17 protein-coding genes are annotated in these 23,516 nt (G+C 71.1%); 7 read left to right on the forward strand and 10 right to left on the reverse strand.

Annotated features, from left to right (window positions below; translation table 11 throughout):
- The first annotated feature begins 73 nt into the window (after nt 1-73).
- Nucleotides 74-2,920: a preprotein translocase subunit SecA gene (gene secA, locus OHS71_RS24830; protein WP_328481549.1), complete on the forward strand. Its 2,847-nt coding sequence runs from the start codon at nt 74-76 to the stop codon at nt 2,918-2,920.
- 150 nt (nt 2,921-3,070) lie between these two features.
- Here the strand turns inward: secA and OHS71_RS24835 are convergent, their stop codons facing one another.
- Entirely contained in the window at nt 3,071-3,757 is a 687-nt protein-coding gene (locus OHS71_RS24835; protein WP_328481550.1) for an Rv3235 family protein, read from the reverse strand.
- A gap of 332 nt (nt 3,758-4,089) precedes the next feature.
- Between OHS71_RS24835 and OHS71_RS24840 the strand changes: the two genes are divergently transcribed.
- Together OHS71_RS24840 and OHS71_RS24845 are read left to right on the forward strand one after the other, a co-directional pair.
- Nucleotides 4,090-4,605 (forward strand): DUF6912 family protein, encoded by a 516-nt coding sequence (locus OHS71_RS24840; RefSeq protein ID WP_328481551.1) that lies wholly within the window; start codon nt 4,090-4,092, stop codon nt 4,603-4,605.
- Nucleotides 4,606-4,737: 132 nt separating this feature from the next.
- Entirely contained in the window at nt 4,738-5,409 is a 672-nt protein-coding gene (locus OHS71_RS24845; RefSeq protein ID WP_328481552.1) for an HAD family hydrolase, read from the forward strand.
- 137 nt (nt 5,410-5,546) lie between these two features.
- Here the strand turns inward: OHS71_RS24845 and OHS71_RS24850 are convergent, their stop codons facing one another.
- Nucleotides 5,547-6,113 (reverse strand): DJ-1/PfpI family protein, encoded by a 567-nt coding sequence (locus tag OHS71_RS24850; protein ID WP_328481553.1) that lies wholly within the window; start codon nt 6,111-6,113, stop codon nt 5,547-5,549.
- 611 nt (nt 6,114-6,724) lie between these two features.
- Between OHS71_RS24850 and OHS71_RS24855 the strand changes: the two genes are divergently transcribed.
- Nucleotides 6,725-11,674, forward strand: a complete 4,950-nt coding sequence (locus OHS71_RS24855) for an NAD-glutamate dehydrogenase (protein WP_328481554.1) — start codon at nt 6,725-6,727, stop codon at nt 11,672-11,674.
- Nucleotides 11,675-11,831: 157 nt separating this feature from the next.
- On the opposite strand, the gene OHS71_RS24860 is transcribed toward OHS71_RS24855, so the two are convergent.
- Nucleotides 11,832-12,668 (reverse strand): ABC transporter ATP-binding protein, encoded by an 837-nt coding sequence (locus OHS71_RS24860; protein WP_328481555.1) that lies wholly within the window; start codon nt 12,666-12,668, stop codon nt 11,832-11,834.
- Nucleotides 12,661-13,578 carry an ABC transporter permease gene (locus OHS71_RS24865; RefSeq protein WP_328481556.1) on the reverse strand — a complete coding sequence of 306 codons (918 nt, stop codon included), beginning with the start codon at nt 13,576-13,578 and terminating at the stop codon, nt 12,661-12,663. The genes OHS71_RS24860 and OHS71_RS24865 overlap by 8 nt, the downstream gene beginning before the upstream one ends.
- 181 nt (nt 13,579-13,759) lie before the next feature.
- Here OHS71_RS24865 and OHS71_RS24870 point away from each other — a divergent pair, with 181 nt between their 5' ends.
- Nucleotides 13,760-14,395: a TetR/AcrR family transcriptional regulator gene (locus OHS71_RS24870; RefSeq protein ID WP_328481557.1), complete on the forward strand. Its 636-nt coding sequence runs from the start codon at nt 13,760-13,762 to the stop codon at nt 14,393-14,395.
- Nucleotides 14,396-14,488: 93 nt separating this feature from the next.
- Nucleotides 14,489-15,133, forward strand: a complete 645-nt coding sequence (locus tag OHS71_RS24875; RefSeq protein ID WP_328481558.1) for a response regulator transcription factor — start codon at nt 14,489-14,491, stop codon at nt 15,131-15,133.
- Between the two features lie 285 nt (nt 15,134-15,418).
- On the opposite strand, the gene OHS71_RS24880 is transcribed toward OHS71_RS24875, so the two are convergent.
- Together OHS71_RS24880 and OHS71_RS24885 are read right to left on the reverse strand one after the other, a co-directional pair.
- Nucleotides 15,419-16,651: a glycosyltransferase family 87 protein gene (locus OHS71_RS24880; RefSeq protein WP_328484631.1), complete on the reverse strand. Its 1,233-nt coding sequence runs from the start codon at nt 16,649-16,651 to the stop codon at nt 15,419-15,421.
- A gap of 332 nt (nt 16,652-16,983) precedes the next feature.
- Nucleotides 16,984-17,502 (reverse strand): MarR family winged helix-turn-helix transcriptional regulator, encoded by a 519-nt coding sequence (locus tag OHS71_RS24885; RefSeq protein WP_328481559.1) that lies wholly within the window; start codon nt 17,500-17,502, stop codon nt 16,984-16,986.
- Nucleotides 17,503-17,644: 142 nt separating this feature from the next.
- On the opposite strand from OHS71_RS24885, the gene OHS71_RS24890 reads away from it, so the two are divergent.
- Nucleotides 17,645-18,058: an organic hydroperoxide resistance protein gene (locus OHS71_RS24890; protein WP_328481560.1), complete on the forward strand. Its 414-nt coding sequence runs from the start codon at nt 17,645-17,647 to the stop codon at nt 18,056-18,058.
- A 54-nt stretch (nt 18,059-18,112) separates the two neighbouring features.
- Here OHS71_RS24890 and OHS71_RS24895 read toward each other — a convergent pair whose 3' ends face one another.
- From OHS71_RS24895 to OHS71_RS24910, 4 genes are read right to left on the reverse strand one after another with little or no spacing between them, the layout of a single operon-like run.
- Entirely contained in the window at nt 18,113-19,672 is a 1,560-nt protein-coding gene (locus tag OHS71_RS24895; RefSeq protein ID WP_328481561.1) for a hypothetical protein, read from the reverse strand.
- Nucleotides 19,669-19,944, reverse strand: coding sequence for a hypothetical protein (locus OHS71_RS24900; RefSeq protein WP_328481562.1), 276 nt, complete (start codon nt 19,942-19,944; stop codon nt 19,669-19,671). The genes OHS71_RS24895 and OHS71_RS24900 overlap by 4 nt, the downstream gene beginning before the upstream one ends.
- 41 nt (nt 19,945-19,985) lie before the next feature.
- Nucleotides 19,986-21,275: a hypothetical protein gene (locus OHS71_RS24905; protein WP_328481563.1), complete on the reverse strand. Its 1,290-nt coding sequence runs from the start codon at nt 21,273-21,275 to the stop codon at nt 19,986-19,988.
- The gene (locus OHS71_RS24910) at nt 21,272-23,515 is read right to left on the reverse strand and encodes a bifunctional glycosyltransferase/CDP-glycerol:glycerophosphate glycerophosphotransferase (protein ID WP_328481564.1); all 2,244 of its coding nucleotides are present in this window, start codon (nt 23,513-23,515) and stop codon (nt 21,272-21,274) included. Before OHS71_RS24910 ends, OHS71_RS24905 begins: the two co-directional genes overlap by 4 nt.
- Nucleotide 23,516: the final 1 nt, after the last annotated feature.

Consider the following 23,516-nt stretch of genomic DNA (forward strand, 5'->3'; position numbering starts at 1 on the left):
ACGATGGCCGTTGCTCAGTTAGTCCAATGGAAACCGACCGTCCCAGGCCCGACCGGCAAGGAGACCAACCCCCGTGTCCGTCCTCTCGAAGATCATGCGTGCAGGCGAAGGCAAGATCCTGCGCAAGCTGCACCGCATCGCGGACCAGGTCAACTCCATCGAAGAGGACTTCGTCGACCTCTCCGACGCCGAGCTGCGGGCCCTGACCGAGGAGTACAAGCAGCGGTACGCCGACGGTGAGAGCCTGGACGACCTGCTGCCCGAGGCGTTCGCCACCGTGCGTGAGGCCGCCAAGCGCGTCCTCGGCCAGCGTCACTACGACGTGCAGATCATGGGTGGCGCCGCGCTGCACCTCGGCTATGTGGCCGAGATGAAGACCGGTGAGGGCAAGACGCTCGTCGGCACGCTGCCCGCGTATCTGAACGCGCTGTCCGGCAAGGGCGTCCACCTGATCACGGTGAACGACTACCTGGCCGAGCGTGACTCCGAGATGATGGGCCGCGTCCACAAGTTCCTGGGCCTGGAAGTCGGCTGCATCCTCGCCAACATGACGCCGGCCCAGCGCCGTGAGCAGTACGCGTACGACATCACCTACGGCACGAACAACGAGTTCGGGTTCGACTACCTGCGCGACAACATGGCGTGGGCGCAGGACGAGCTGGTGCAGCGCGGCCACAACTTCGCCATCGTCGACGAGGTCGACTCGATCCTGGTCGACGAGGCGCGTACGCCGCTGATCATCTCCGGTCCGGCCGACCAGGCCACCAAGTGGTACGGCGACTTCGCCAAGCTGGTGACGCGGCTGAAGAAGGGTGAGGCGGGTAACCCGCTCAAGGGCATCGAGGAGACCGGCGACTACGAGGTCGACGAGAAGAAGCGCACGGTCGCCATTCACGAGGCCGGTGTCAGCAAGGTCGAGGACTGGCTGGGCATCGACAACCTCTACGAGTCGGTGAACACCCCTCTGGTGGGCTACCTGAACAACGCCATCAAGGCGAAGGAGCTCTTCAAGAAGGACAAGGACTACGTCGTCATGGACGGCGAAGTCATGATCGTCGACGAGCACACGGGCCGTATCCTCGCGGGCCGCCGTTACAACGAGGGCATGCACCAGGCGATCGAGGCGAAGGAAGGGGTGGACATCAAGGACGAGAACCAGACGCTCGCCACGATCACCCTTCAGAACTTCTTCCGCCTCTACAAGCGCCACAGCCACGAGGGCAAGGAACAGCCCGGCCTGTGCGGCATGACCGGTACGGCGATGACCGAGGCCGCCGAGTTCCACCAGATCTACAAGCTCGGCGTGGTGCCGATCCCGACGAACAGGCCGATGGTCCGCAAGGACCAGTCCGACCTGATCTACCGCACCGAGGTCGCGAAGTTCGAGGCGGTCGTCGACGATATCGCCGAGAAGCACGAGAAGGGCCAGCCGATCCTCGTCGGTACGACGTCGGTCGAGAAGTCCGAGTACCTGTCGCAGCAGCTCTCCAAGCGGGGTGTCCAGCACGAGGTGCTGAACGCCAAGCACCATGAGCGGGAGGCGTCGATCGTCGCCCAGGCCGGCCGCAAGGGTGCGGTGACGGTCGCCACCAACATGGCCGGCCGTGGTACCGACATCAAGCTCGGCGGCAACCCCGACGACCTCGCGGAGGCGGAGCTGCGTCAGCGCGGCCTCGACCCCGAGGAGCACATCGAGGAGTGGGCGGCCGCGCTGCCCGCAGCCCTGGTGAAGGCCGAGCAGGCCGTCAAGGCCGAGTTCGAAGAGGTCAAGGAGCTGGGCGGCCTCTACGTGCTGGGCACCGAGCGGCACGAGTCGCGTCGGATCGACAACCAGCTGCGCGGTCGTTCCGGCCGTCAGGGCGACCCGGGTGAGTCCCGCTTCTACCTGTCGCTGGGTGACGACCTGATGCGTCTGTTCAAGGCGCAGATGGTCGAGCGCGTGATGTCGATGGCCAACGTGCCGGACGACGTGCCGATCGAGAACAAGATGGTCACGCGCGCGATCGCGTCCGCGCAGTCGCAGGTGGAGCAGCAGAACTTCGAGACGCGTAAGAACGTCCTGAAGTACGACGAGGTGCTGAACCGTCAGCGTGAGGTCATCTACGGTGAGCGGCGCCGCGTCCTGGAGGGCGAGGACCTCCAGGAGCAGATCCACCACTTCATGGACGACACGATCGACGCGTATGTCGGCGCGGAGACCGCCGAGGGCTTCCCGGAGGACTGGGACCTGGACCGGCTGTGGGGCGCCTTCAAGCAGCTCTACCCGGTGAAGGTCACCGTCGAGGAACTGGAGGAGGCGGCCGGGGACCGGGCCGGTCTGACCGCCGAGTTCATCTCCGAGTCCATCAAGGACGACATCCGCGAGCAGTACGAGTCGCGGGAGTCGCAGCTCGGCTCCGAGATCATGCGTGAGCTGGAGCGGCGGGTCGTGCTGTCGGTCCTGGACCGCAAGTGGCGCGAGCACCTCTACGAGATGGACTACCTCCAGGAGGGCATCGGTCTGCGCGCGATGGCGCAGAAGGACCCCCTGGTCGAGTACCAGCGCGAGGGCTTCGACATGTTCTCCGCGATGATGGACGGCATCAAGGAGGAGTCCGTCGGCTACCTGTTCAACCTGGAGGTCCAGGTCGAGCAGCAGGTCGAGGAGGTCCCGGTGCAGGATGCCGAGCCGGTCGACATGGACAAGCAGGACGTGGTTCCGGCGCAGGCGGGTTCGCGTCCGGAGATCCGGGCGAAGGGGCTGGACGCTCCGCAGCGTCGTCAGCTGCACTTCTCGGCTCCGACGGTCGACGGTGAGGGCGGCACGATCGAGGGCGACTTCGACAGTGACGACGACGAGCCGGTGCGCTCCGAGGCCGACGGCCTCACGCGCGCGGAGCGCCGCAAGCAGGCGAAGGCCGGGCGGCGGCGCAAGAAGTAGGGCGCGTGCGCCCGCGGTTCGTTCGCCCGCTTACGGTCGTATGACCTGGGGCGACGCGTCATCGACCGCGTCGCGGGCTTCGTAGCGGCTTGAGGGCCGGGTCACCTTCGGGTGGCCCGGTCCTCTGCTGTTCGGCGGCTGAGGGGCGGCTCAGTCGTCCTGTGGACGGGGCCTGCGGCTGCCTTCGAGTTCCACGGCGGTGCAGCGCCAGCGGCGGTCCGTGCCGAGTTCCAGACGGAAGGCCATGGCCCGTAGGCGGTCGCCGGCGCTGATGCGGGCGAATGCCTCGATGGCGCCTTGGCGGGGGACGTAGTAGCCGATGTCACGGACGACGGGGCGGGCGCCTCGGGTGCTGCGCAGGGGGCCGCGTTCGGCGAGGTGCGCCAGGTCGTCGTAGGCGTGTCCGAGGGTGTGCCGGAGCATGAAGTGGACGGGGCGCCGGCCGGTCAGTACCGCGAGGAGACGGTCGGCGAAGAGGTCCGTGGGGCGTGGCTGGGCGACGGGGCGGAGGGGAGACCGGGTGGGGACGGGGGTGGGGGGCTGCGTGGGGGCCGCCCGGTCGGGGGCGGTGGGGGAGCCGGCGCGGGAGCTGGTGGTGGGTTCGGGTGCGGGGTGGCGGGTGAGGGATCGGGGGGATGGGGGGCGGCCGTCGGCGGGGCGGGTGCGGTTGGGGGTGCCGGGGGTGGGCGAGCCGGGTGGGCGGCTGCCGCCGGGTGCCGTGCGGGGGCCGCTGCCGGTCGGGGTACGTGGTGGTGCGCCTGCGGGGCGGCGGGTGTCGCGGCGGCCGGGAGGCCGGTTGCCGGGGTGGTGCTGTGTCCGCGTCATGACCTTGTTCATGGGTGTCCCCGTTCGGTGGGCTCGGCTCTACCGGGCGGTAACTTGCCGTTGCGGATCTTGTACGGGGTCGCGGTCCATGACGGCAAGGAAGCCAGGCGGCCGTGGCGGGGGCCGGGGAAGTTCACCTATCAGGGGTGGTCGGGGGTGCGGGAAGCCCGGCGCCGCGGGGGTGGGGCGGGTGAATCCGTGGCTCCGTGTTGACGTCCGCGAGGGTGTGGGCAGGGACCCGAAAGGGGACAGCCGCACGTATCCTGAAGGCCCTCGGGAGGCGCGGAACCGGCCTCCCGCAGGCACCGAGTCCGAGCCTGCGACCACGAAGAGAGCGGCCAGCCATGCGCGTGTACGTCCCCCTGACCCTCCCCGGTCTCGCCGAGGCGCACAAGACGGGTGAGCTGGGGTCCGGGCCGCTCGTCGCGTACGCCGTCACGCCCGCGTTGCGTGAGTGGTATCTGTCCGACGACATCGAGGAGCTGGAGTACGCGGCCCTCAGCCGGGCCGCGCTCGCCTCGCTGCGGCTGCTCGCGGCGGACCCGGGCGCGCCCCGGCGTCGGGTCGTGGTCGCCGTCGACGTACCCGACCGGGCGGCCGCCGCGGACCCCGACCGGACGCTCGATCCGGCGGCGCTGGGCGAGGTGCGGGTGACGGGCGCCGTGCCGCTGGCCAAGGTGGCCGCCGTCCACGTCGACGCCGGCGAGGCGGAGGCGGACGTGACCGCGGCGGCGGAGGCGCTCACGGCGGCGGACGCAGGGGACGACGACGCGCAGTTCGTCGTGGACGGGGCCGAGGACCATGAACTGCTCTGGTTCGCCGGGCAGGAGATCGCGGGTCTGGTGGGTTCGGGCGACTGAACTCGTCGGGGACCGGACCGGTCCTTGGTGGGCGCGGGGTTGCGCGGGCTGCTCGGTCGGGTGGGGCGGGGCCGCGTCGAATGCGCTTCGGCCGGCACTTGACTGTCGGTGGCGGCGGGTACGTTTGCAGGTATGGGGAAGCAGGAAGCGGCGCACATCGTCTGGGACTGGAACGGGACGCTGTTCCACGACAACGACGCGATCATCGGGGCGACGAACGCGGCATTCGTCGAGCTGGGCCTGGAGCCGATCACGCTGGAGCGGTACCGGGCGCTGTACTGCGTGCCGGTGCCCAAGTTCTACGAGCGGCTGTTGGGAAGGCTGCCCACCGATGCCGAGTGGGAGGTCATGGACGACGTCTTCCACCGGTACTACGCGGAGCACCGGGTGCGGTGCGGGCTCACCGAGGGGGCGGTGGAACTGCTCGCCGGGTGGCGGTCGGCAGGACACAGCCAGTCCCTGCTGAGCATGTACGTCCACGACGAACTCGTCCCGCTGGTCCGGGGGTTCGGGATCGAGCCGCACTTCGTACGGGTCGAGGGGCGGACCGGGCCCTCCGGCGGCAGCAAGGCCGAGCACATGGTGCGGCACCTGGAGTCGCTGACCGGCGTCCAGGCGGCGCGCACGGTGGTGATCGGGGATGCCGCCGATGACGCGGTGGCCGCGTTGCATGTGGGCGCGCGGGCGGTGCTGTACACCGGGGGGTCGCACAGCCGGGCCAGCCTGGAGGGGGTGGGGGTGCCGGTCGTGGACACCTTGGGAGAGGCGGTGGAGGTCGCGGGGCGGTTGGCTGCGGCCGCGTAGCGTCTTCGCGGGGGAAGGCGCCCCGCGGGCCTGGCGCAGGACGTGCGGGCCGCTCCCCCGCAGGTGCGGCGTCCTGAGGGCGCCGCACCTGCGGGGGACCGAGGCTGGGCCGGGCTGCTCGGGCGGGGTGGCAGGGGTCAGGTCACCGGGGCCTTGGCGCGCAGCACCGTCAGGAATTCGCGCATCCACGCCGGGTGGTCCGGCCAGGCGCGGGCGGAGACCAGGGTGCCGTCGACCACCGCCTCGGCGTCCTGGAAGGTGGCTCCGGCCGACTGCATGTCGGGTTCCAGCGCCGGGTACGCCGTGACGCGCCGGCCGCGCAGGGCGTCGGCGGCCGCGGTGAGCAGGGGGCCGTGGCAGATCTGGGCGACCGGCTTGTCGGCGTCGAAGAACGACTTGAGGATCTTGCGGAGTTCGGGGTCGTTGCGGAGGTACTCCGGGGCCCGGCCGCCGGGGATGACGACGGCGGCGTACTGGCCGGGGTCCACCTCGGAGAAGGCGAGGTCGGCGGGCCAGGTGTACCCGGGCTTCTCCGTGTAGGTGTCGAAGCCGGGCTCGAAGTCGTGGACGACGAACCGGAGCTTCTTGCGGGTGGGCGCGGCGATGTGGACCTCGTAGCCTTCCTCGAGGAGGCGTTGGTAGGGGTAGAGGACTTCCAGGGACTCCGCTGCGTCGCCGGTGACGATGAGGATTTTCGCGGACATGGTGGGCGGCTCCTCTCGGGCGGGCGTTGCCATGGGCAACGTGCCTCTTGGGGGGTGGGCTTGCCAAGAGGGCGCTTTCAGCGTCCCGCGGGGTGAGGCCGGCGTCATCTTTTCCCCCGCCGCGGGCTGCGCCCCTCCGGCGCTCGCCGCTCTGCTTCCTTCCCACGGCGTCACCCGTTTTGCCTCTGTGCAGAACGGCAAAGTTCTGGGCCAGGTTTTGTACACATACGGCTCATGACGGGGGGCCCGGGAGGGGCGATAGCCTTATGGCGTGATCAGCGCGATAGCTCGCGGGGGCGTTGTTGCCCCTGCCCTGCGCCCGGCGTGTGCGGACCATCTCCGCAGCCGGGCGGCGGACGCTGGTCGGCGCGGGCGGGATGGGGCGGCAGAGGGCCCCGGGACGCCGTACACACTCCGGATGCACAGGACGCGGAGAGCAGCGTCACACCCGGGAGTGGTGTCGAGAATGGCCGATAACCCCCCGCTCATCTCACCTTGCGGCATAGCGTCGGAGCAGACCGGAGACCCCGGGCCGTGGCGTCGAGCCGCAGGGGAAGAGACCGTACTTCCTTCTACGTCACGCAACGGCGCGCGACAGGAGCCAGAGGACAATGCAGACCAAGCTGGACGAAGCCAAGGCCGAGCTGCTCGAGAGGGCGGCGCGGGTCGCTGAGAACAGTCCGGTCGGGGGGCACCTACCGACTGGGACGACGGGCGGGGGTGGCGGTGCCGCGGGAACCCCGGACCACGCCACCCTCCTCGCGTTCCTCCAGCGCTACTACCTGCACACCGCCCCGGAGGACCTGAACGGCCGTGACCCGGTCGACGTCTTCGGAGCCGCGCTCTCGCACTACCGGCTGGCCGAGAACCGGCCGCAGGGGACGGCCAACGTACGGGTCTACACGCCGACCGTCGAGGAGAACGGCTGGACGTGCAGTCATTCGGTCGTCGAGGTCGTGACCGACGACATGCCGTTCCTCGTCGACTCCGTCACCAACGAGCTGACCCGCCAGGGGCGGGGAATCCACCTCGTCATCCACCCGCAGGTCGTCGTGCGACGCGATGTGGCCGGCAAGCTCATCGAGGTGCTCAGCGGTCCGCCCGCCGCGGGGGAGCTCCCGCACGACGGGCATGTCGAGTCGTGGATCCACGTCGAGACCGACCGTGAGACCGACCGCGCCGACCTGAAGCAGATCACCGCCGACCTGGTGCGCGTCCTGTCCGACGTCCGGGAGGCCGTCGAGGACTGGGAGAAGATGCGGGACACGGCGCTGCGGGTCGCCGACGGGCTCCAGGAGGAGCCCGTCCCCGGTGACCTGGCGCGGCCCGACGTCGACGAGGCCCGTGAGCTGCTGCGCTGGCTGGCCGCCGACCACTTCACGTTCCTCGGCTACCGGGAGTACCAGCTGCGGGGTGACGACGCCCTCGCCGCCGTTCCCGGGACCGGGCTCGGCATTCTGCGCTCCGACCCGCAGCACGGCGACGGTGACGCCCACCCCGTCAGCCCGTCCTTCGAGCGGCTTCCGGCCGATGCCCGCGCCAAGGCCCGCGAGCACAAGCTGCTGGTGCTGACCAAGGCGAACAGCCGGGCCACCGTGCACCGGCCCTCCTACCTCGACTACGTCGGGGTGAAGAAGTTCGACAAGGAGGGGAACGTCGTCGGGGAGCGGCGCTTCCTCGGACTGTTCTCCTCCGCCGCCTACACCGAGTCCGTGGTGCGGGTGCCGGTCGTGCGGCGCAAGGTCGAGGCCGTGCTGAAGGGCGCCGGGTTCTCGCCCAACAGCCACGACGGACGCGACCTGCTCCAGATCATGGAGACCTACCCGCGCGACGAGCTCTTCCAGACGCCGGTGGACGAACTGCGGTCCATCGTCACGTCCGTGCTCTACCTCCAGGAACGGCGCCGGCTGCGGCTCTACCTGCGCCAGGACGAGTACGGGCGCTACTACTCGGCGATCGTCTACCTGCCCCGCGACCGCTACACCACGGGCGTGCGGCTGCGGATCATCGACATCCTCAAGGAGGAGCTGGGCGGGACGAACGTCGACTTCACCGCCTGGAACACCGAGTCGATCCTGTCCCGGCTGCACTTCGTCGTGCGTGTCCCGCAGGGCACCGAGCTGCCGGAGCTGTCCGACTCCGACAAGGAGCGCATCGAGGCGCGGCTCGTCGAGGCGGCGCGTTCCTGGGCCGACGCGTTCCAGGAGGCGCTCAACGCCGAACTCGGCGAGGAGCGGGCCGCGGAGCTGCTGCGGCGCTACGGCAGCGCCTTCACCGAGGGCTACAAGGCCGACCACACCCCGCGTTCCGCCGTCGCCGACCTGTGCCATCTGGAGCGGCTCACCGAGGAGCGGAACTTCTCGCTCAGCCTGTACGAGCCGGTGGGCGCCGCACCCGACGAACGCCGCTTCAAGATCTACCGCAAGGGTGACTCGATCTCGCTGTCGGCCGTGCTGCCGGTCCTGAACCGGCTCGGGGTCGAGGTGATCGACGAGCGGCCGTACGAACTGCGCTGCGCGGACCGCAGCAACGCCTGGATCTACGACTTCGGTCTGCGCATCCCCAAGTCGCTGGCGGGTCCCGGTGGTGACCTCGGTGACGACGGGCGTGAGCGCTTCCAGGAGGCGTTCTCGGCGACCTGGACCGGCAAGGCGGAGAACGACGGGTTCAACGCGCTGGTGCTGGGCGCCGGGCTGCACTGGCGGCAGGCGATGGTGCTGCGCGCGTACGCCAAGTACCTGCGGCAGGCCGGGTCCACCTTCAGCCAGGACTACATGGAGGACACCCTCCGGACCAACGTCCACACCACCCGGCTGCTCGTGTCGTTGTTCGAGGCGCGGATGTCGCCCGACCGGCAGCGTGCCGGGCACGAGATCGTCGACGCGCTGCTCGAGGAGCTGGACGCCGCCCTCGACGAGGTGGCCTCGCTCGACGAGGACCGGATCCTGCGGTCCTTCCTCACGGTCATCAAGGCGACCCTGCGGACGAACTTCTTCCAGGAGCGCGCGGGCGGCGAGCCGCACGACTACGTGTCCATGAAGTTCGACCCGCAGGCGATCCCGGACCTGCCGGCGCCCCGGCCGGCATTCGAGATCTGGGTGTACTCGCCGCAGGTGGAGGGCGTGCACCTGCGGTTCGGGAAGGTCGCGCGCGGTGGTCTGCGCTGGTCCGACCGGCGTGAGGACTTCCGTACCGAGGTGCTCGGCCTGGTGAAGGCGCAGATGGTGAAGAACACCGTCATCGTGCCGGTCGGCGCCAAGGGCGGCTTCGTCGCCAAGCAGCTGCCCGACCCGGGCGTGGACCGTGACGCGTGGCTGGCCGAGGGAATCGCCAGCTACAAGACGTTCATCTCGGCGCTGCTCGACATCACCGACAACCTGGTCGGCGGGGAGGTCGTGCCGCCGGCCGACGTCGTGCGGCACGACGAGGACGACACCTACCTGGTGGTCGCCGCCGACAAGGGCACGGCGACGTTCTCCGACATCGCCAACGAGGTCGCGCAGTCGTACAACTTCTGGCTCGGCGACGCCTTCGCCTCCGGCGGCTCGGCGGGCTACGACCACAAGGGCATGGGCATCACCGCCCGCGGTGCCTGGGAGTCCGTGAAGCGGCACTTCCGTGAGCTGGGGGTGGACACCCAGGCCGAGGACTTCACGGTCGTCGGCGTCGGTGACATGTCCGGTGACGTGTTCGGCAACGGCATGCTGCTCAGCGAGCACATCCGGCTGGTCGCCGCCTTCGACCACCGGCACATCTTCATCGACCCGAAGCCGGACGCGGCGACCTCGTACGCCGAGCGCCGCCGGCTGTTCGAGCTGCCCCGCTCCAGCTGGGCCGACTACAACGGCGACCTGATCTCCGCCGGCGGCGGTGTCTTCCCGCGGACGGCGAAGGCGATCCCGGTCAACGCCCACATCCGCGAGGCCCTGGGCATCGAGGGGAACGTCGCCAAGCTGACCCCCGCCGACCTGATGAAGGCGATCCTGCGGGCGCAGGTGGACCTGCTGTGGAACGGCGGCATCGGCACATACGTGAAGTCCGGTGCGGAGTCGAACGCCGACGTCGGCGACAAGGCCAACGACCCGATCCGGGTGGACGGCGCCGACCTGCGCGTCAGGGTCGTCGGCGAGGGCGGCAACCTGGGCCTGACCCAGCTCGGCCGGATCGAGTTCGCGCTGCACGGTGGCAAGATCAACACGGATGCCATCGACAACAGCGCGGGCGTGGACACCTCCGACCACGAGGTGAACATCAAGATCCTGCTCAACGGCCTGGTCGGCGAGGGCGACATGACCGTCAAGCAGCGCAACAAGGTGCTCGCGGAGATGACCGACGAGGTCGGCGCCCTCGTCCTGCGCAACAACTACGCGCAGAACACGGCGATCGCCAACGCCCTCGCCCAGTCCAAGGACATGCTCCACGCCCAGCAGCGCTTCATGCGCCATCTGGTCAGGGAGAAGCACCTGGACCGGGCCCTGGAGTTCCTGCCCACCGACCGGCAGATCCGTGAACGTCTCGGCGCCGGCCAGGGTCTGACCAGTCCGGAGACGGCCGTTCTGATGGCCTACACGAAGATCACGGTGTCGGACGAGCTGCTGCACACCTCGCTGCCCGACGACCCGTACCTGCGCGGTCTGCTGCACGCGTACTTCCCGACGGCGCTGCGCGAGCGGTTCCCCGAGGGCATCGACAGCCACCCGCTGCGCCGCGAGATCACCACGACCGTCCTGGTCAACGACACGGTCAACACGGGTGGTACGACGTATCTGCACCGGCTGCGGGAGGAGACGGGCGCCTCGCTGGAGGAGATCGTGCGGGCCCAGACCGCGGCCCGTGCGATCTTCCGCTCGGCGCCCGTGTGGGACGCGGTGGAGAATCTCGACAACCGGGTCGAGGCCGATGTCCAGACCCGTATCCGGCTGCACTCGCGGCGGCTCGTCGAGCGCGGTACGCGCTGGCTGCTGAACAACCGGCCGCAGCCGCTCCAGCTCGCCGAGACCGTCGACTTCTTCGCCGAGCGCGTCGAACAGGTGTGGTCGCAGCTGACGCAGCTGCTGCGCGGTGCGGACCTGGAGTGGTGGCAGCGGATCCACGACGAGCTGACCGACGCCGGCGTGCCGGACGAGCTGGCCACCCGGGTGGCCGGGTTCTCGTCGGCCTTCCCGGCGCTGGACATCGTCTCGGTGGCCGACCGCATGGGACGGGACCCGCTGGACGTCGCCGAGGTCTACTACGACCTCGCCGACCGGCTGCGCATCACCCAGCTCATGGACCGCATCATCGAGCTGCCGCGCGCCGACCGCTGGCAGTCCATGGCCCGCGCCTCCATCCGCGAGGACCTGTACGCGGCGCACGCGGCGCTGACGGCGGACGTGCTGGCCGTCGGCAACGGCACCTCGACGCCCGAGCAGCGCTTCAAGGCGTGGGAGGAGAAGAACGCGGCGATCCTGGGCCGGGCGCGCACCACGCTGGAGGAGATCCAGACGTCGGAGACGTTCGACCTGGCCAACCTGTCGGTGGCCATGCGGACGATGCGCACGCTGCTGCGGACGCACTCGTAGGCGGTACGCGTACGCGTACGTATCTGTACGCGTAGGCACCTGGATGAGAGAAGGGCGCTCCCCGGAGTCACCGGGGAGCGCCCTTCTCATGTGCCGTACGCGCGTACGTGCCGTACGCTCTCGCCGCTTCGCTGTCTCGGCGGGCCGGACGTGTCGGCTACTTCTTCCTGCCGCTGTCCGAGGTGAACTTCTCGTAGGCCTCGAGGACCTCTTCCGTGGGGCCGTCCAGGCGCAGTTCGCCGCGCTCCAGCCACAGCGCCCGCTCGCAGGTCTCGCGGATCGCGGAGTTGCTGTGGCTCACCAGGAAGACGGTGCCGGCGTGCTGGCGCATCTCCTGGATGCGCTCCGCCGAACGTGCCTGGAACCGCGCGTCGCCGGTCGACAGCGCCTCGTCGATGAGGAGCACGTCGTGGTCCTTGGCGGCGGCGATGGAGAAGCGCAGCCGGGAGCCCATGCCGGAGGAGTAGGTGCGCATGGGCAGGGAGATGAAGTCGCCCTTCTCGTTGATGCCGGAGAAGTCGACGATCTCCTGGTAGCGCTCCTTGATCTGCTCGCGCGTCATGCCCATGGCCAGGCCGCCGAGGTAGACGTTGCGCTCGCCGGTCAGGTCGCCCATCAGGGCCGCGTTGACACCGAGGAGGGAGGGCTGGCCGTCGGTGTAGATCTTGCCGTTCTCCACCGGCTGGAGACCTGCGATCGCCTTGAGCAGCGTCGACTTGCCGGAGCCGTTGGTGCCGATCAGCCCGATCGCCTCGCCCTTGTAGGCGACGAAGGAGACGTTCTTGACGGCGTGCACCGTGCGCATGCCGGCGGCCTTCTCGGCCTGCTTGGGACGCAGGATGCGGTTGAGGGCGGCGGTCGCGCTGCCGCGGCCGCTGCCGGTGCCGTGGATCCGGTAGACGATGTCGACGCCGTCCGCGACGACGGTGGGGATCTGCTTGTCGACGAGTTCGGTGAGCGCGGTGCGCTTCGCGCTGTCTGTGCTGTCAGCCACGGCCGTACGTCTCCTCAGCCTTCCAGAAGTAGATGAAGCCGCCCACGCCGGCGAGCGCTGCCCAGCCGACCGCGAGCACCCACACGTGGGGCGGCAGCTGACTGGCGTGGAAACTGTCGATCAGCGCGAAGCGCATGAGGTCGATGTAGACGGCGGCCGGGTTGGCCCGGAGCAGGTCGGCGCCCCAGGACGGCATGCCCTTGTGCTTGCCGATCAGGTTGTCGATGCTCCACATGACGCCCGAGATGTACATCCAGGTGCGCAGGATGAACGGCATCAGCTGGGCGATGTCCGGCGTCTTGGCGCCGAGCCGGGCCATGATCATCGCCAGGCCCGCGTTGAAGATGAACTGCAGCGTCAGCGCGGGGAGGACGAGGACCCAGGACGGGGCCGGCGGCACGCCCACCGCGAACAGGATGATCAGCAGCGCGGCCATCGAGAACAGCAGCTGCTGGAGCTGCTGGAGGCAGAACGAGATCGGCAGCGCGGCCCGCGGGAAGTGCAGGGCCCGCACCAGGCCGATGTTGCCCGCGATGGCCCGGGTGCCCGCCATGATCGAGCTCTGGGTGAACGTCCAGACGAAGACGCCCGTGACCAGGAACGGGATGTAGTCCGCCACGCCCTGCTTGGTCCCCAGCAGGACACCGAAGATGAAGTAGTACACCGCCGCGTTCAGCAGCGGGGTCATCACCTGCCAGACCTGGCCCAGCTTCGCCTGGCTGTACTGTGCGGTGAGCTTGGCGGTGGCGAACGCGGTGATGAAGTGGCGGCGCGCCCAGAGCTGGCGGACGTACTCCGGCAGGGAGGGGCGGGCGCCGCTGACCGTGAGACCGTTCCGCTGGGCCAGGGCCGCGAGGGTCTCGTGACCGGGGGCCGGTGTCCTGGGCGGTGTGTGGAGGACCTGACTCACATCCGCTGCTTTCACTCGGGGGAGGGGGGTGCGGACCGCGTTTCCTGAGTCGTCCGACGTTTCCTTACGCTTTTCTTCACGTTTTCTTACGTCAGGACGGGACCGTATCGTCGCAACGTGAGAGTAGGCCGAGTTGACGTCGGAACGCAACCGTTTCGTCGTAACGCCCTATGCTGTCGGCATGACGAGGAACGCGACGAACGCCGATGGACCCCCGGCGCGCCCGCGCCGCCGGGCGCCCGCGGGTGCGGCCGTGCTGCGCGAGGATGTGACGGAAGCCATCCGGGCCGCCGTGTTCGAGGAACTCGCGACCGTCGGTTATGCGCGGATGTCCATCGAGGGCATCGCCCGCCGCGCCGGAGTGGGCAAGACCGCGGTGTACCGGCGCTGGCGCTCCAAGCTGCACCTCGTCCTCGACATCGTCTCCGTGATCGCCGTGCAGGGGCTGCCGGCCCCGGAGACGGGCAGCCTGGAGGGCGACCTGCGCATGCTCTACGAGGTGACCTCGCGGGCACTGCGGCACCCCGTGGCCTCGCAGATCATCCCCGACCTCCAGGCCGAGGCGGCCCGCAACCCCGAGATCGCCGAGGCGATGCAGAAGGCGCTGAAGCAGGGGCAGGAGGAGGTGGCCCTGAAGATCGTGGCGGCGGCGGTGCGGCGCGGCGAGGTCCGCGAGGGGCTGAACGAGGAGCTGGCGCTCGATCTGATCTCGGGTCCGCTTTACTGGCGTTCGGTCGTGATCCGCAATCCGAAGCTGCCGAAGGGCTATCTGGCCGCGCTGACCCGGGCGACCACCGAGGCGATCAAGGCGCTGTAGGCGAGCGGCCGACGGGCGGCAGGCGGGCGGCGGTCCGCGTGCAACGGTCTGTGGGCGGCGCGGCCGCGACGCTGTGACGGGAGTCGAGGTGGCATGAGAGTCGTGATGGCCGAGGACAACGCCCTGCTCAGGGAGGGCCTGGTCCTGCTGCTGACGTCGGCCGGGCACGAGGTGGTGGCCGTCGTGGGATCCGGCCCCGAGATCGTTCCGGCGCTCCTTCGGCACCGGCCGGACGTGGCGGTGCTCGACGTGCGGATGCCGCCGGGCTTCCGCGACGAGGGGCTGCGGGCCGCCCTGGAGGCCCGCGAGAGGATTCCCGGCCTGCCGGTGCTGGTGCTGTCCCAGTATGTCGAGGAGTCCTACGCCGCCGAGTTGCTGGGCGGGGGCGCGAGCGGGGTCGGCTATCTGCTGAAGGACCGGGTGGGCCGGGTGGACGAGTTCCTCGACGCGCTGGAGCGGGTCGCGTCCGGCGGGGCGGCGCTCGACCCCGAGGTCGTCACGGAGCTGCTGTCCCGCCGCCGTGACTCGCCGCTCGACTCGCTGACGCCGCGTGAGCGCGAGGTGCTGAGACTCATGGCCGAAGGCCGCGACAACGCCACGATCGCCGGCAGCCTCGTGATCACCGAACGGTCCGTCAGCAAACACATCGGCAACGTCTTCCTGAAGCTCGGCCTTCCGGTCGGCGACAGCGGGCACCGGCGCGTACTGGCCGTGCTGGCGTACCTGAACAACGCCTGACCCGGGCCGCCACGGGAATCAAGCCCGCCACCGTGCAAGGCCCCCCGCAGACCGCAGACCGCAGACCGCAGACCGCAGACCGCAGACCGCAGCGCAGACCGCCGCCGGCCGGACTGCCGGCTCGGTGGACCGGGCAGGCGCGGCGGCGCGCGTCCGTTCACCGCGGCTGGGCCGCCGACGGCCCAGCCGCCGCGGAGCCGGGGGCGCGGCCGCCGACGCAGTCCTTGGCGCGGGGCCTGGGGGTGGGGCCTGGGGCGGGGACTCGCTCACTCGGGCCGCAATCGCTCACCCGGGCAGCCCGCGAGACCGCCGGCCCGCGCCCCGGGCGTCCCCGAGCAGGGTCGGTGCCCGGCTCTTGGGCAGGGCCCGGGGACGCCTCCTCGCGCCGGGAACGTCACGAGCGGTGCCGGAGCGCCACAGGCGGACGAAGGACAGCGTGGCCGCGGCGGTCAGCAGGCCGTTGCGTACGAGCATCAGCGCCGTGCCCGTCCAGGTGCGGTCGATGACCTCCGGGTAGAGCAGCGGGAAGATCACCGAGCTGGCCGCGGTCGCCGCCAGCAGCAGCACGGCGACCGGTCGCTGGGTGGTGTGCCGTGAGGTCAGGCAGACGGCGGCCAGGCCCAGCAGCCAGATCATGTACTGCGGGCTGATCACCCGGCTGGTGACGGTGAACAGGAGCACGGCGCTCAGGGCGGCGTCGTACGGCGTCGCCTCCGTCCAGTGGCGGGCCCGGACCCGCCACAGCAGCAGCAGGCCGAAGGCCGCGGCGGTGAGGGCCAGGGAGAGATGAGCGACGGCGGAGACGTGAGGGCCCGTGAACTCCATCGCGCCGTAGCGGTACCGGACGCCGCCCGGCCAGCCGGCGTGCGAGGCGAGGGAGAGCACCGTGCCGCCCAGGGACTCGATCTGCACGCCTCTGCCGCCCTGCTGGCGCAGAAAGGCGAGCGGATCGCGGAACGCCAGCGCGAGCAACACCAGCGAGGAGGCCCCCGTCGCCGCCGCCGACGTCCACGCCGACCTGGTGTCCCGCCCCCTCGGCGCCCCGAGCAGCACCAGTGCCGGCCACACCTTCACCAGTGCCCCCAGGGCCGCGAACGCCCCGCACGCGCGCGTGGACCGCTTCAGCGTCAACAGGGAGATGACGGCGAGGGAGGTGACCAGTACGTCGTAGCGGGCGAGCGGAAGGCGCAGCAGCAGGGGAAGCCCGCCCACCCACAGTGCGGCCCCGTACAGGCTGCGGCCGGGTCGTGTGCCCGCGCGGACGAGGGCCACCGCGACCACCGCGTCGGCGGCGACCGTCAGGGCGACGAACGCCTGAAGATACGTCCACCACGGCAGAGCCCCCGGCGCCAGCAGCACCAGCCCGGCACCCGGCGGGTACTGCCACAGGGTGTCCTGGGCGGGGAAGGCGCCGGTCGACAGCGTGCCGTACCAGTGGTGGTAGCCACGCCACACCTCCCGGGCGACGCGGCCGCCGAGCACGGGCAGGGAGTCGTGGGCGAGCAGCCACAGCATCATGGCGCGGGTGACGAGCCACGCGAAGGCGAGCGCGACGGCAGGGGCAGGGGCAGGGGCAGGGGCGGGGGCGGGGCTGGAGGCGGAGGCCGAAACCCGGGTGGAGAGGGTGGAGAGGGCGGCGAGGAAGCGGGGGCGATTCATCACCCGCGGATCGTAAGTCGGCCTAAGTCCGCCCAAACGTATTAAAACGCCCATCCAACGCCCATCCGCCGGAGGTGCGCTCGCCCGGGAAGCCCGTCCGCCGGAGGTCCGCATCCATGCGGCGCTTCTCCGTGCGGTCCTTCTCCTCCGGGTGCGTTTCTCTCCGGGTGTGCCCTTCGCGCTCCAGGTCCTCAGGCGTGCTCTTCGCGCTCGGGGTCTTCCTGTGCGGGCTCCTCCAGGGCTGCCGTGTCGAGTGCCGTGGTGAGCTGGTCGAGCTGTTGGCGGAGTTCGCGGATCTGGTCCAGGTCGAAGCCGGTCGCCGAAACGATCCGCCGCGGCACCCGAAGGGCCTGCCGACGCAGTGCGGAGCCCTCGTCCGTGAGCCGGATCACCACCGAGCGCTCGTCGCGGACGCTGCGCTCCCTGCGTACCAGGCCGGCCGCCTCCAGCCGCTTGAGCAGCGGCGACAGGGTGCCCGAGTCGAGGCGGAGGTGCTCGCCGAGCTTCTTGACGGGCAGCTCGCCGTGCTCCCACAGGACCAGCAGCACCAGGTACTGGGGGTAGGTCAGCCCGAGTTCCTTGAGGATCACGCGGTAGACGCCGTTGAAGGCGCGCGAGGCGGCGTTCAGGGAGAAGCAGATCTGGCTGTCCAGGCGGAGCCAGTTCTCCTCGGCGTTCTCCTGTGCGGCGGGCGTGGGCGTCGGGGTCATGTCTCCAGAGTAGCTCTAGCGAGCCATTTAGTTGTGCACAACTTAATTGTGTGCTCTAATTGTCTCCGTGAGGCGGTCCGGACGCGAACGGCGCGAGGGCCGGCCACCCCCCGACATGACTTCCGAGAGGGATGGTTCATCCATGGACGCGCTCTACACCGCAGTCGCCACCGCCACCCACGGCCGCGACGGTCGCGCCGTCTCCTCCGACGGCAGGATCGACCTCCAGCTGGCCCCGCCGGTGGAGCTCGGCGGCAACGGTCAGGGCACCAACCCCGAGCAGCTGTTCGCCGCCGGTTACGCGGCCTGCTTCGGCAGCGCCCTCGGTCTCGTCGGCCGCCAGGCCAAGGTGGACGTCACCGAGGCCGCCGTGACCGCCGAGGTCGGCATAGGCAAGCAGGGCGAGGGCTTCGGCCTGAAGGTGACGCTGCGCATCGAGCTGCCCGACGGCCTGGACGAGGCGACCGGCCGCAAGCTGGTCGAGACCGCCCACCAGGTCTGCCCCTACTCCAACGCCACCCGCGGCAACATCGAGGTCGACCTCGTCATCGAGTAGTCCCCGGCAGCCGGGCGGCCCAGGGCTCGGTGGGCCCCGGCCGCTCCGGGCGGGTCAGTGGTTCCCGACCCGCGCCAGCACCTCACCCGTGCGCCGGCTCCACGTCACCACCACGGCCTCCTCGGGCACCGGGTGCCAGCGCGTCAGCAGCAGCCAGCGGACGCGGTAGTGGTGGGCGATCGCCACCCGCTCGGCGCGGGTCGACCCGGGGGAGAGGTAGGCGCGGACGTCATTCACCCGCCGTAGCCGCTCCCGTTCGTCCAGGGCCGCGTCCGGCCAGGCCGGCGCGGCCAGGTTCGGCCCGTACCCGGCGATCGCGTGGACCGCGTAGTACCCGTCGGTGACCACCACCTCGCCGGGCCCGATGTGTCGTGCCGCCCAGTCGTACGAGGGCCAGCGCGGCGGCGCCTCGAAGCCGACCGGGTCCAGCGCGCGCGGCACGACCGCCCCGGCCTGCACGGTGAGGAAGCCCAGACAGGCCGCACCCGCCACGACCGCGCCCAGCACGCGCCGCCCCGCCCGCCAGGGACGGGGCGCCGCCAGTTCCACGGCCGCCGCGAACTGGAGCGGGACCAGGGCGAGCCCCAGGATCCGCCCGTAGGTGTAGTGGCCGCTGACGAAGCCGTACGTCACCACCGCGCACTCCAGGGCGAACATCAGCACCAGTGGGTCACGCGCCGAGCGGCGACCGCGCGCCCACAGCGCCGGCACTCCCGCCAGCGCCAGCCAGAAGTGGCCGGCCCGCCCGTCGTACAGCCGTCGGTGCATCGCGTCCACGCTGCCGTCCCCGGCCAGCGCGAACACGTCGAAGTAGGGCCACGCCGCGGCCACCAGCAGCGCCACGGCCCCCGCCACCGCCCATCGGGCGGTCACCGCGGCCCGCCACTCCCGCTGCCACCCCACGACGAAGGCGGCGCCGCCGGCCACCGCCGCGACCGACGTGATCGGATGCACCAGCAGGATCAGCCCGTACAGCGCGCCCAGTGTCACGTACCCGGTGAAGCCGCGCAGCCCGCTCGGACCCACGTACCGCACGCGGCGCGCGTCACGCGCGCGTGTACCCGTCAGGGCCCACGCCCAGAAGCCGAGCCCGATGGCGAAGGTGGACGGATAGCCGAGGTTGCCGGTCATCGACATCAGGCCCAGGTAGCCGCTCCACCAGGCCCGCTCGGTGCCCCACAGCAGCGTCATCGCCGCCAGTGCCAGAACCGGCGCCCATGGTCTCGGCGTCAGCGCGCGCGTGAAGCGGCCGATGCCGGTGAGCAGGACGAGGAGGTTGACCGGACCGGCGACCCGCAGCACCTCCCAGCCCGTCAGCCCGGTCACCCGGGCGAACGCGCCCTCCGCGACCGCGTACGGCGAGTAGTAGGGGCTGCCCGTGCCCGGCACGTCGCCCGTCGGATGCCGGGGGTGCACAAGACGGTCCTTCAGACGTTCGACGACCGCCGCGTGCTGGCCGGCGTCACAGCACTGCGGCACCCGCCAGTACGCCAGCGACATCACCAGCCAGAACAGCAGGCCGAAGACCTGGTACGGGGTCGGCCGCCACACCCGTCCCCCGCGGAGCGCCGTCGCACCGCGCGCGGGCCGCCGGACGAGGACACCGGCGCTCAACGGACCACGCCGGATCGGATCAGGCCGGGGAAGGGGCCGGACCAGGGGTCGAACAGGCGCCGGGACCGCATGCCGGACCCGGAGCGGGACAGGCGCCCCGAACGGCAACCGGGCCCGCGACCGCACAGGCCACCGCACGGGGAGCGGGGCAGGGAACCGGCCCGGTGGTCGATCCGGTCGGCCCGGTCCGTCCTGGTGACCCGGTCCGTCTCGGTGATCTGGTCGGCCTGGGGGATCTGGCCGTGCGGGTCGAGTGGGGCAAATAGGGGCATTCGCCGTACCTTCCCGCTCGGGTCACCGGCCTTGCCGAACGTCACCGCATCGAGTGAGCCCGATCGGAGCCCTCCTGGACCGGCAGGGACACCCGTCCGCGCAGCACGGGCTCGAGCAGCAGCGGCACGCCCAGCACCGGCAGCAGCCACGCCAGTACGATCAGCCGGTCGCCCCAGATGGTGATGTCCGGGTGTCCCGCCTGGGTGAGCACCCCGGTGCAGGCGGCGCCCAGCAGGAAGACGCCGAACGCCCGGCGCGGTCCCCGTGCCGCACCCCAGGCTCCGGCCGCCAGAGCGGCCACGAACAGCGGCTCCCACAGCTGCTGGCGCAGCCACTCCACCCAGAAGTGGCCCTGGAGGCGCAGGAACTCGGCCCACGCGTGCGTGCGGTCCGGCCGGTCGAAGTGGTGGGTCAGCAGATCCTGGAGGCTCTCCGACTCGGACGGATAGTGCAGGAGTCGTGCCATAACCAGCGTCCCCAGTGCCCCGCAACCGCCCGCCACGGCCACCACGGCCACCCCCCGCCCCGCCGGCCGCCCGCGCCGCCGGCGCCGTACGGCGATCAGCGCGCCCGCGCCCGCCAGGCACAGCCCGAGGAACAGCGCCTGCGAGTGCTTGACGGTGAACAGGGCGGCCAGCGAACCGCCGACCAGGCAGGCTCCGGCCGGCACCTCGTCTTCCAGCGCCATCGCACACCCCCACACCGCCGTCAGCGTCAGCGCCAGCAGCAGGCCCTCGGTCATCGGGCGCATGGCCGTCGTACCGCACGGCAGCACGTAGTACAGGCCCTGCCCGGTCACGCAGACGGAGGCCGGAACGCACAGCGTGCGCAGGATCAGGAACACCAGCGCCCCGCCCGCCGCCGTCACCGCCACCGCCGCCAGCCACACGCCCCAGGTGACACCGAACAGGGTGATGAAGGGCAGCAGGAACACCGGGTAGCCGGGGCGTACCTCGAAGATCCGCATGAAGCGCTCCGGCATGAACGGCACGGTGTGCCCGCCGGTCTGTCCCGCCTCCAGCCGCGCGTCGACGTTGCGCCACTCCCGCCTGCGGCACTCGGCGGCGACCCGGCGGCCCGGGTCCGGTTCGTCGAAGCGCAGCACGTCCACGCTCTGCCGGCGACCCGCGGACGAGGCCTGTCCCGCGCAGGCGTAGGCGATGGTGACGGCAGCCGCCTCCCGCTTGCTCTCACCGCGCAGACTCAGCGCGTACGACAGGTAGTTCTTGCTGTCGGGTGTGTCCCGGCCGGTCACGTTCGCGAGCTGGAACAGCGCGAACACGGCGGCCAGGACCAGCACCCACGTGCGCGGCCGGAGGGAGGTCTTCATGTCGACGGGAGCAGATCACGGGCCAGGGCCGGGCCGGGCACCTTCGCGACGACTGCCCCCTCGGGGAACTCCTCGCCCAGCAGGAGCCGCCGCACGACGCGCTCGGCGGCCCGCCCGTCGTCGTAGGCGCAGAACCGCTCGCGGAAGCCCGCCCGCAGCCGTGCCGACTCCTCGTCGCGCCAGCTGCCCGAGGCCAGCAGCCAGGCCAGCTCCCGGTAGGTGCGCGAGACGTGGCCCGGCGCGTCGGCCGTGATGTCGAAGTAGGCGCCCCGGCTCGCCGTGTACGCGGGCCAGTCGTCGGCGTGGACGACGATCGGCCGGTCCAGGTTGGCGTAGTCGAACATCAGGGCCGAGTAGTCGGTGACCAGGACGTCGGAGGCGAGCATGACGTCCTCGACGCGCGGCTCGTCCGTCGCGTCCACCAGCACCCCGCGCCGGTGCAGGTCGGCCAGGCCCAGCCCGCGCGCCGGACCGGTCGCCAGCGACGGGTGCAGCCGTACGACGAGGGTGTGTCCCTCGCCGAGGTCGGCGGCGAACCGGGCCAGGTCGAGCCGGTCGGCGTGTCCGCCACGCACGTAGTCACGGCGGGTCGGCGCGTACAGCACGACCGTGTGACCCGCCGGGATGCCGAGCCGCGCGCGGACCTCGGGAGCCGTCTGCGCGGCGGCGGGCGTACCGGCGTCCCGGCCGGCGTTCACCAGCACGTCGTTGCGCGGACTGCCGGTCCGCACCGAGGTGAAGTGACACGGGTACGCCCGCTCCCACACCAGTTCCGAGTGCTCGTTGGCGACCAGGCTGTAGTCCCAGCGGTCGGCGCGGCGCAGCATCTGCGGCACGTCCACGCCGTGCCGGGCGCCGGGTCGCTGGAGCAGGTCGGCCGCCATGTACTTCAGCGGGGTGCCCTGGTGGGTGTGGATGTGGACGCTGCCCGGCCGCTTGACCAGGGCGCCGGGCCAGTTGACGTTGTTGACGAGGAAGCCGGCCCGCGCGCTGACGCGCCGGTAGGCGGGGGAGTCGAGCAGTACGTGCTCCACGCCCGCCGGGAGCCGCGCGGCCGTCTCCTCGTCGCGCACCACCCACACCCCGTGCAGCTGCGGTGCGATCTCCCGGGCCTTCTCGTAGACGGCTCCCGGGTCGCCGAGCACACCCTGGTGCGAGAACGCCGAGTACAGGACGAGGCCCGGGTCCAGAGGGCGGCGCCGGTGCAGGGCGGCCGTCCCCCGCCGCGCCCGCGCGCCCGCCGCCCCGCGTGCCTGTCCGCCCAGCCGGGCGAGTTCCCGGCCGGCCTGCCCGGCCTTCCGCCTGATCCGGTAGGCGGTGTAACCGCCCTCCAGGACCCGGAGTTCGGCGGGCACCCGCTCGCCGGCGGGCTTGTGGCGGGCGAACAGCTCGGCCGTGCGGCGGAAGAACTCGCCCTTGTCGGAGGCCGGCAGCCGGTCCGGCTTGGCGAGGATGTCGAGACAGTGCTCGCCCATCTTGCGGTGCAGGTACGGCCGCCAGGAGCCGAGCTCCGGGCGGGAGCCGACGAAGGCGAAGACCCGCTCGTACTGGTCGTGGATGTCGAAGTGCTTGCGGCTGGTGGTGGACAGGATGTTGCCCTGCCGGCGCTGGCGGTAGTCGAGACAGATCCGGTCCAGCGTGGCGATCCGCTCCGCGCTGAGCATGACCGGGAACGTCCAGGGCGTGTCCTCGTAGTAGCCGGGAGGGAAGGCGAAGCCGTATCCCTCGACGAACTCCCGCCGGTAGACCTTGTTCCACACGACCATCAGCAGGTCGAGGATCTCCGGTCGTCCGGCGGCCGTGAACGTGCCGTCGGCCGTCTCCGCGAGGATGTGCGCGAGGGCGTTCCGCCGGGTGCCGCCCCACCAGTAGGTGCGCGCGTAGTCGAAGACCAGCACGTCCGGGTCCCCGGTCTCGTCGAGCCGGTCGGCCATCGCGCCCAGCGCGCCCGGGGTGAGGGTGTCGTCGCTGTCCAGGAAGAACAGGTAGTCGCCGCCCGCGAGCGGCATGCCGGCGTTGCGGGCGCGGCCGAGGCCGGCGTTCTCCGGCAGGTGCAGGACCCGGACCCGGTCGTCGCGGGCCGCGTACTCGTCGAGGATCGCGCCGCAGCCGTCGGGCGAGCGGTCGTCGACGGCGATCACCTCGATGTCCCGGTACGACTGCTCCAGGACCGAGTCGAGACACTCGCGCAGGAAGCCCTGCACCTTGAAACACGGGACGATGATGCTGAAGCGGGGCACT

It is taken from the genome of Streptomyces sp. NBC_00377, assembly GCF_036075115.1.
In the GTDB taxonomy this organism is placed as follows: domain Bacteria; phylum Actinomycetota; class Actinomycetes; order Streptomycetales; family Streptomycetaceae; genus Streptomyces.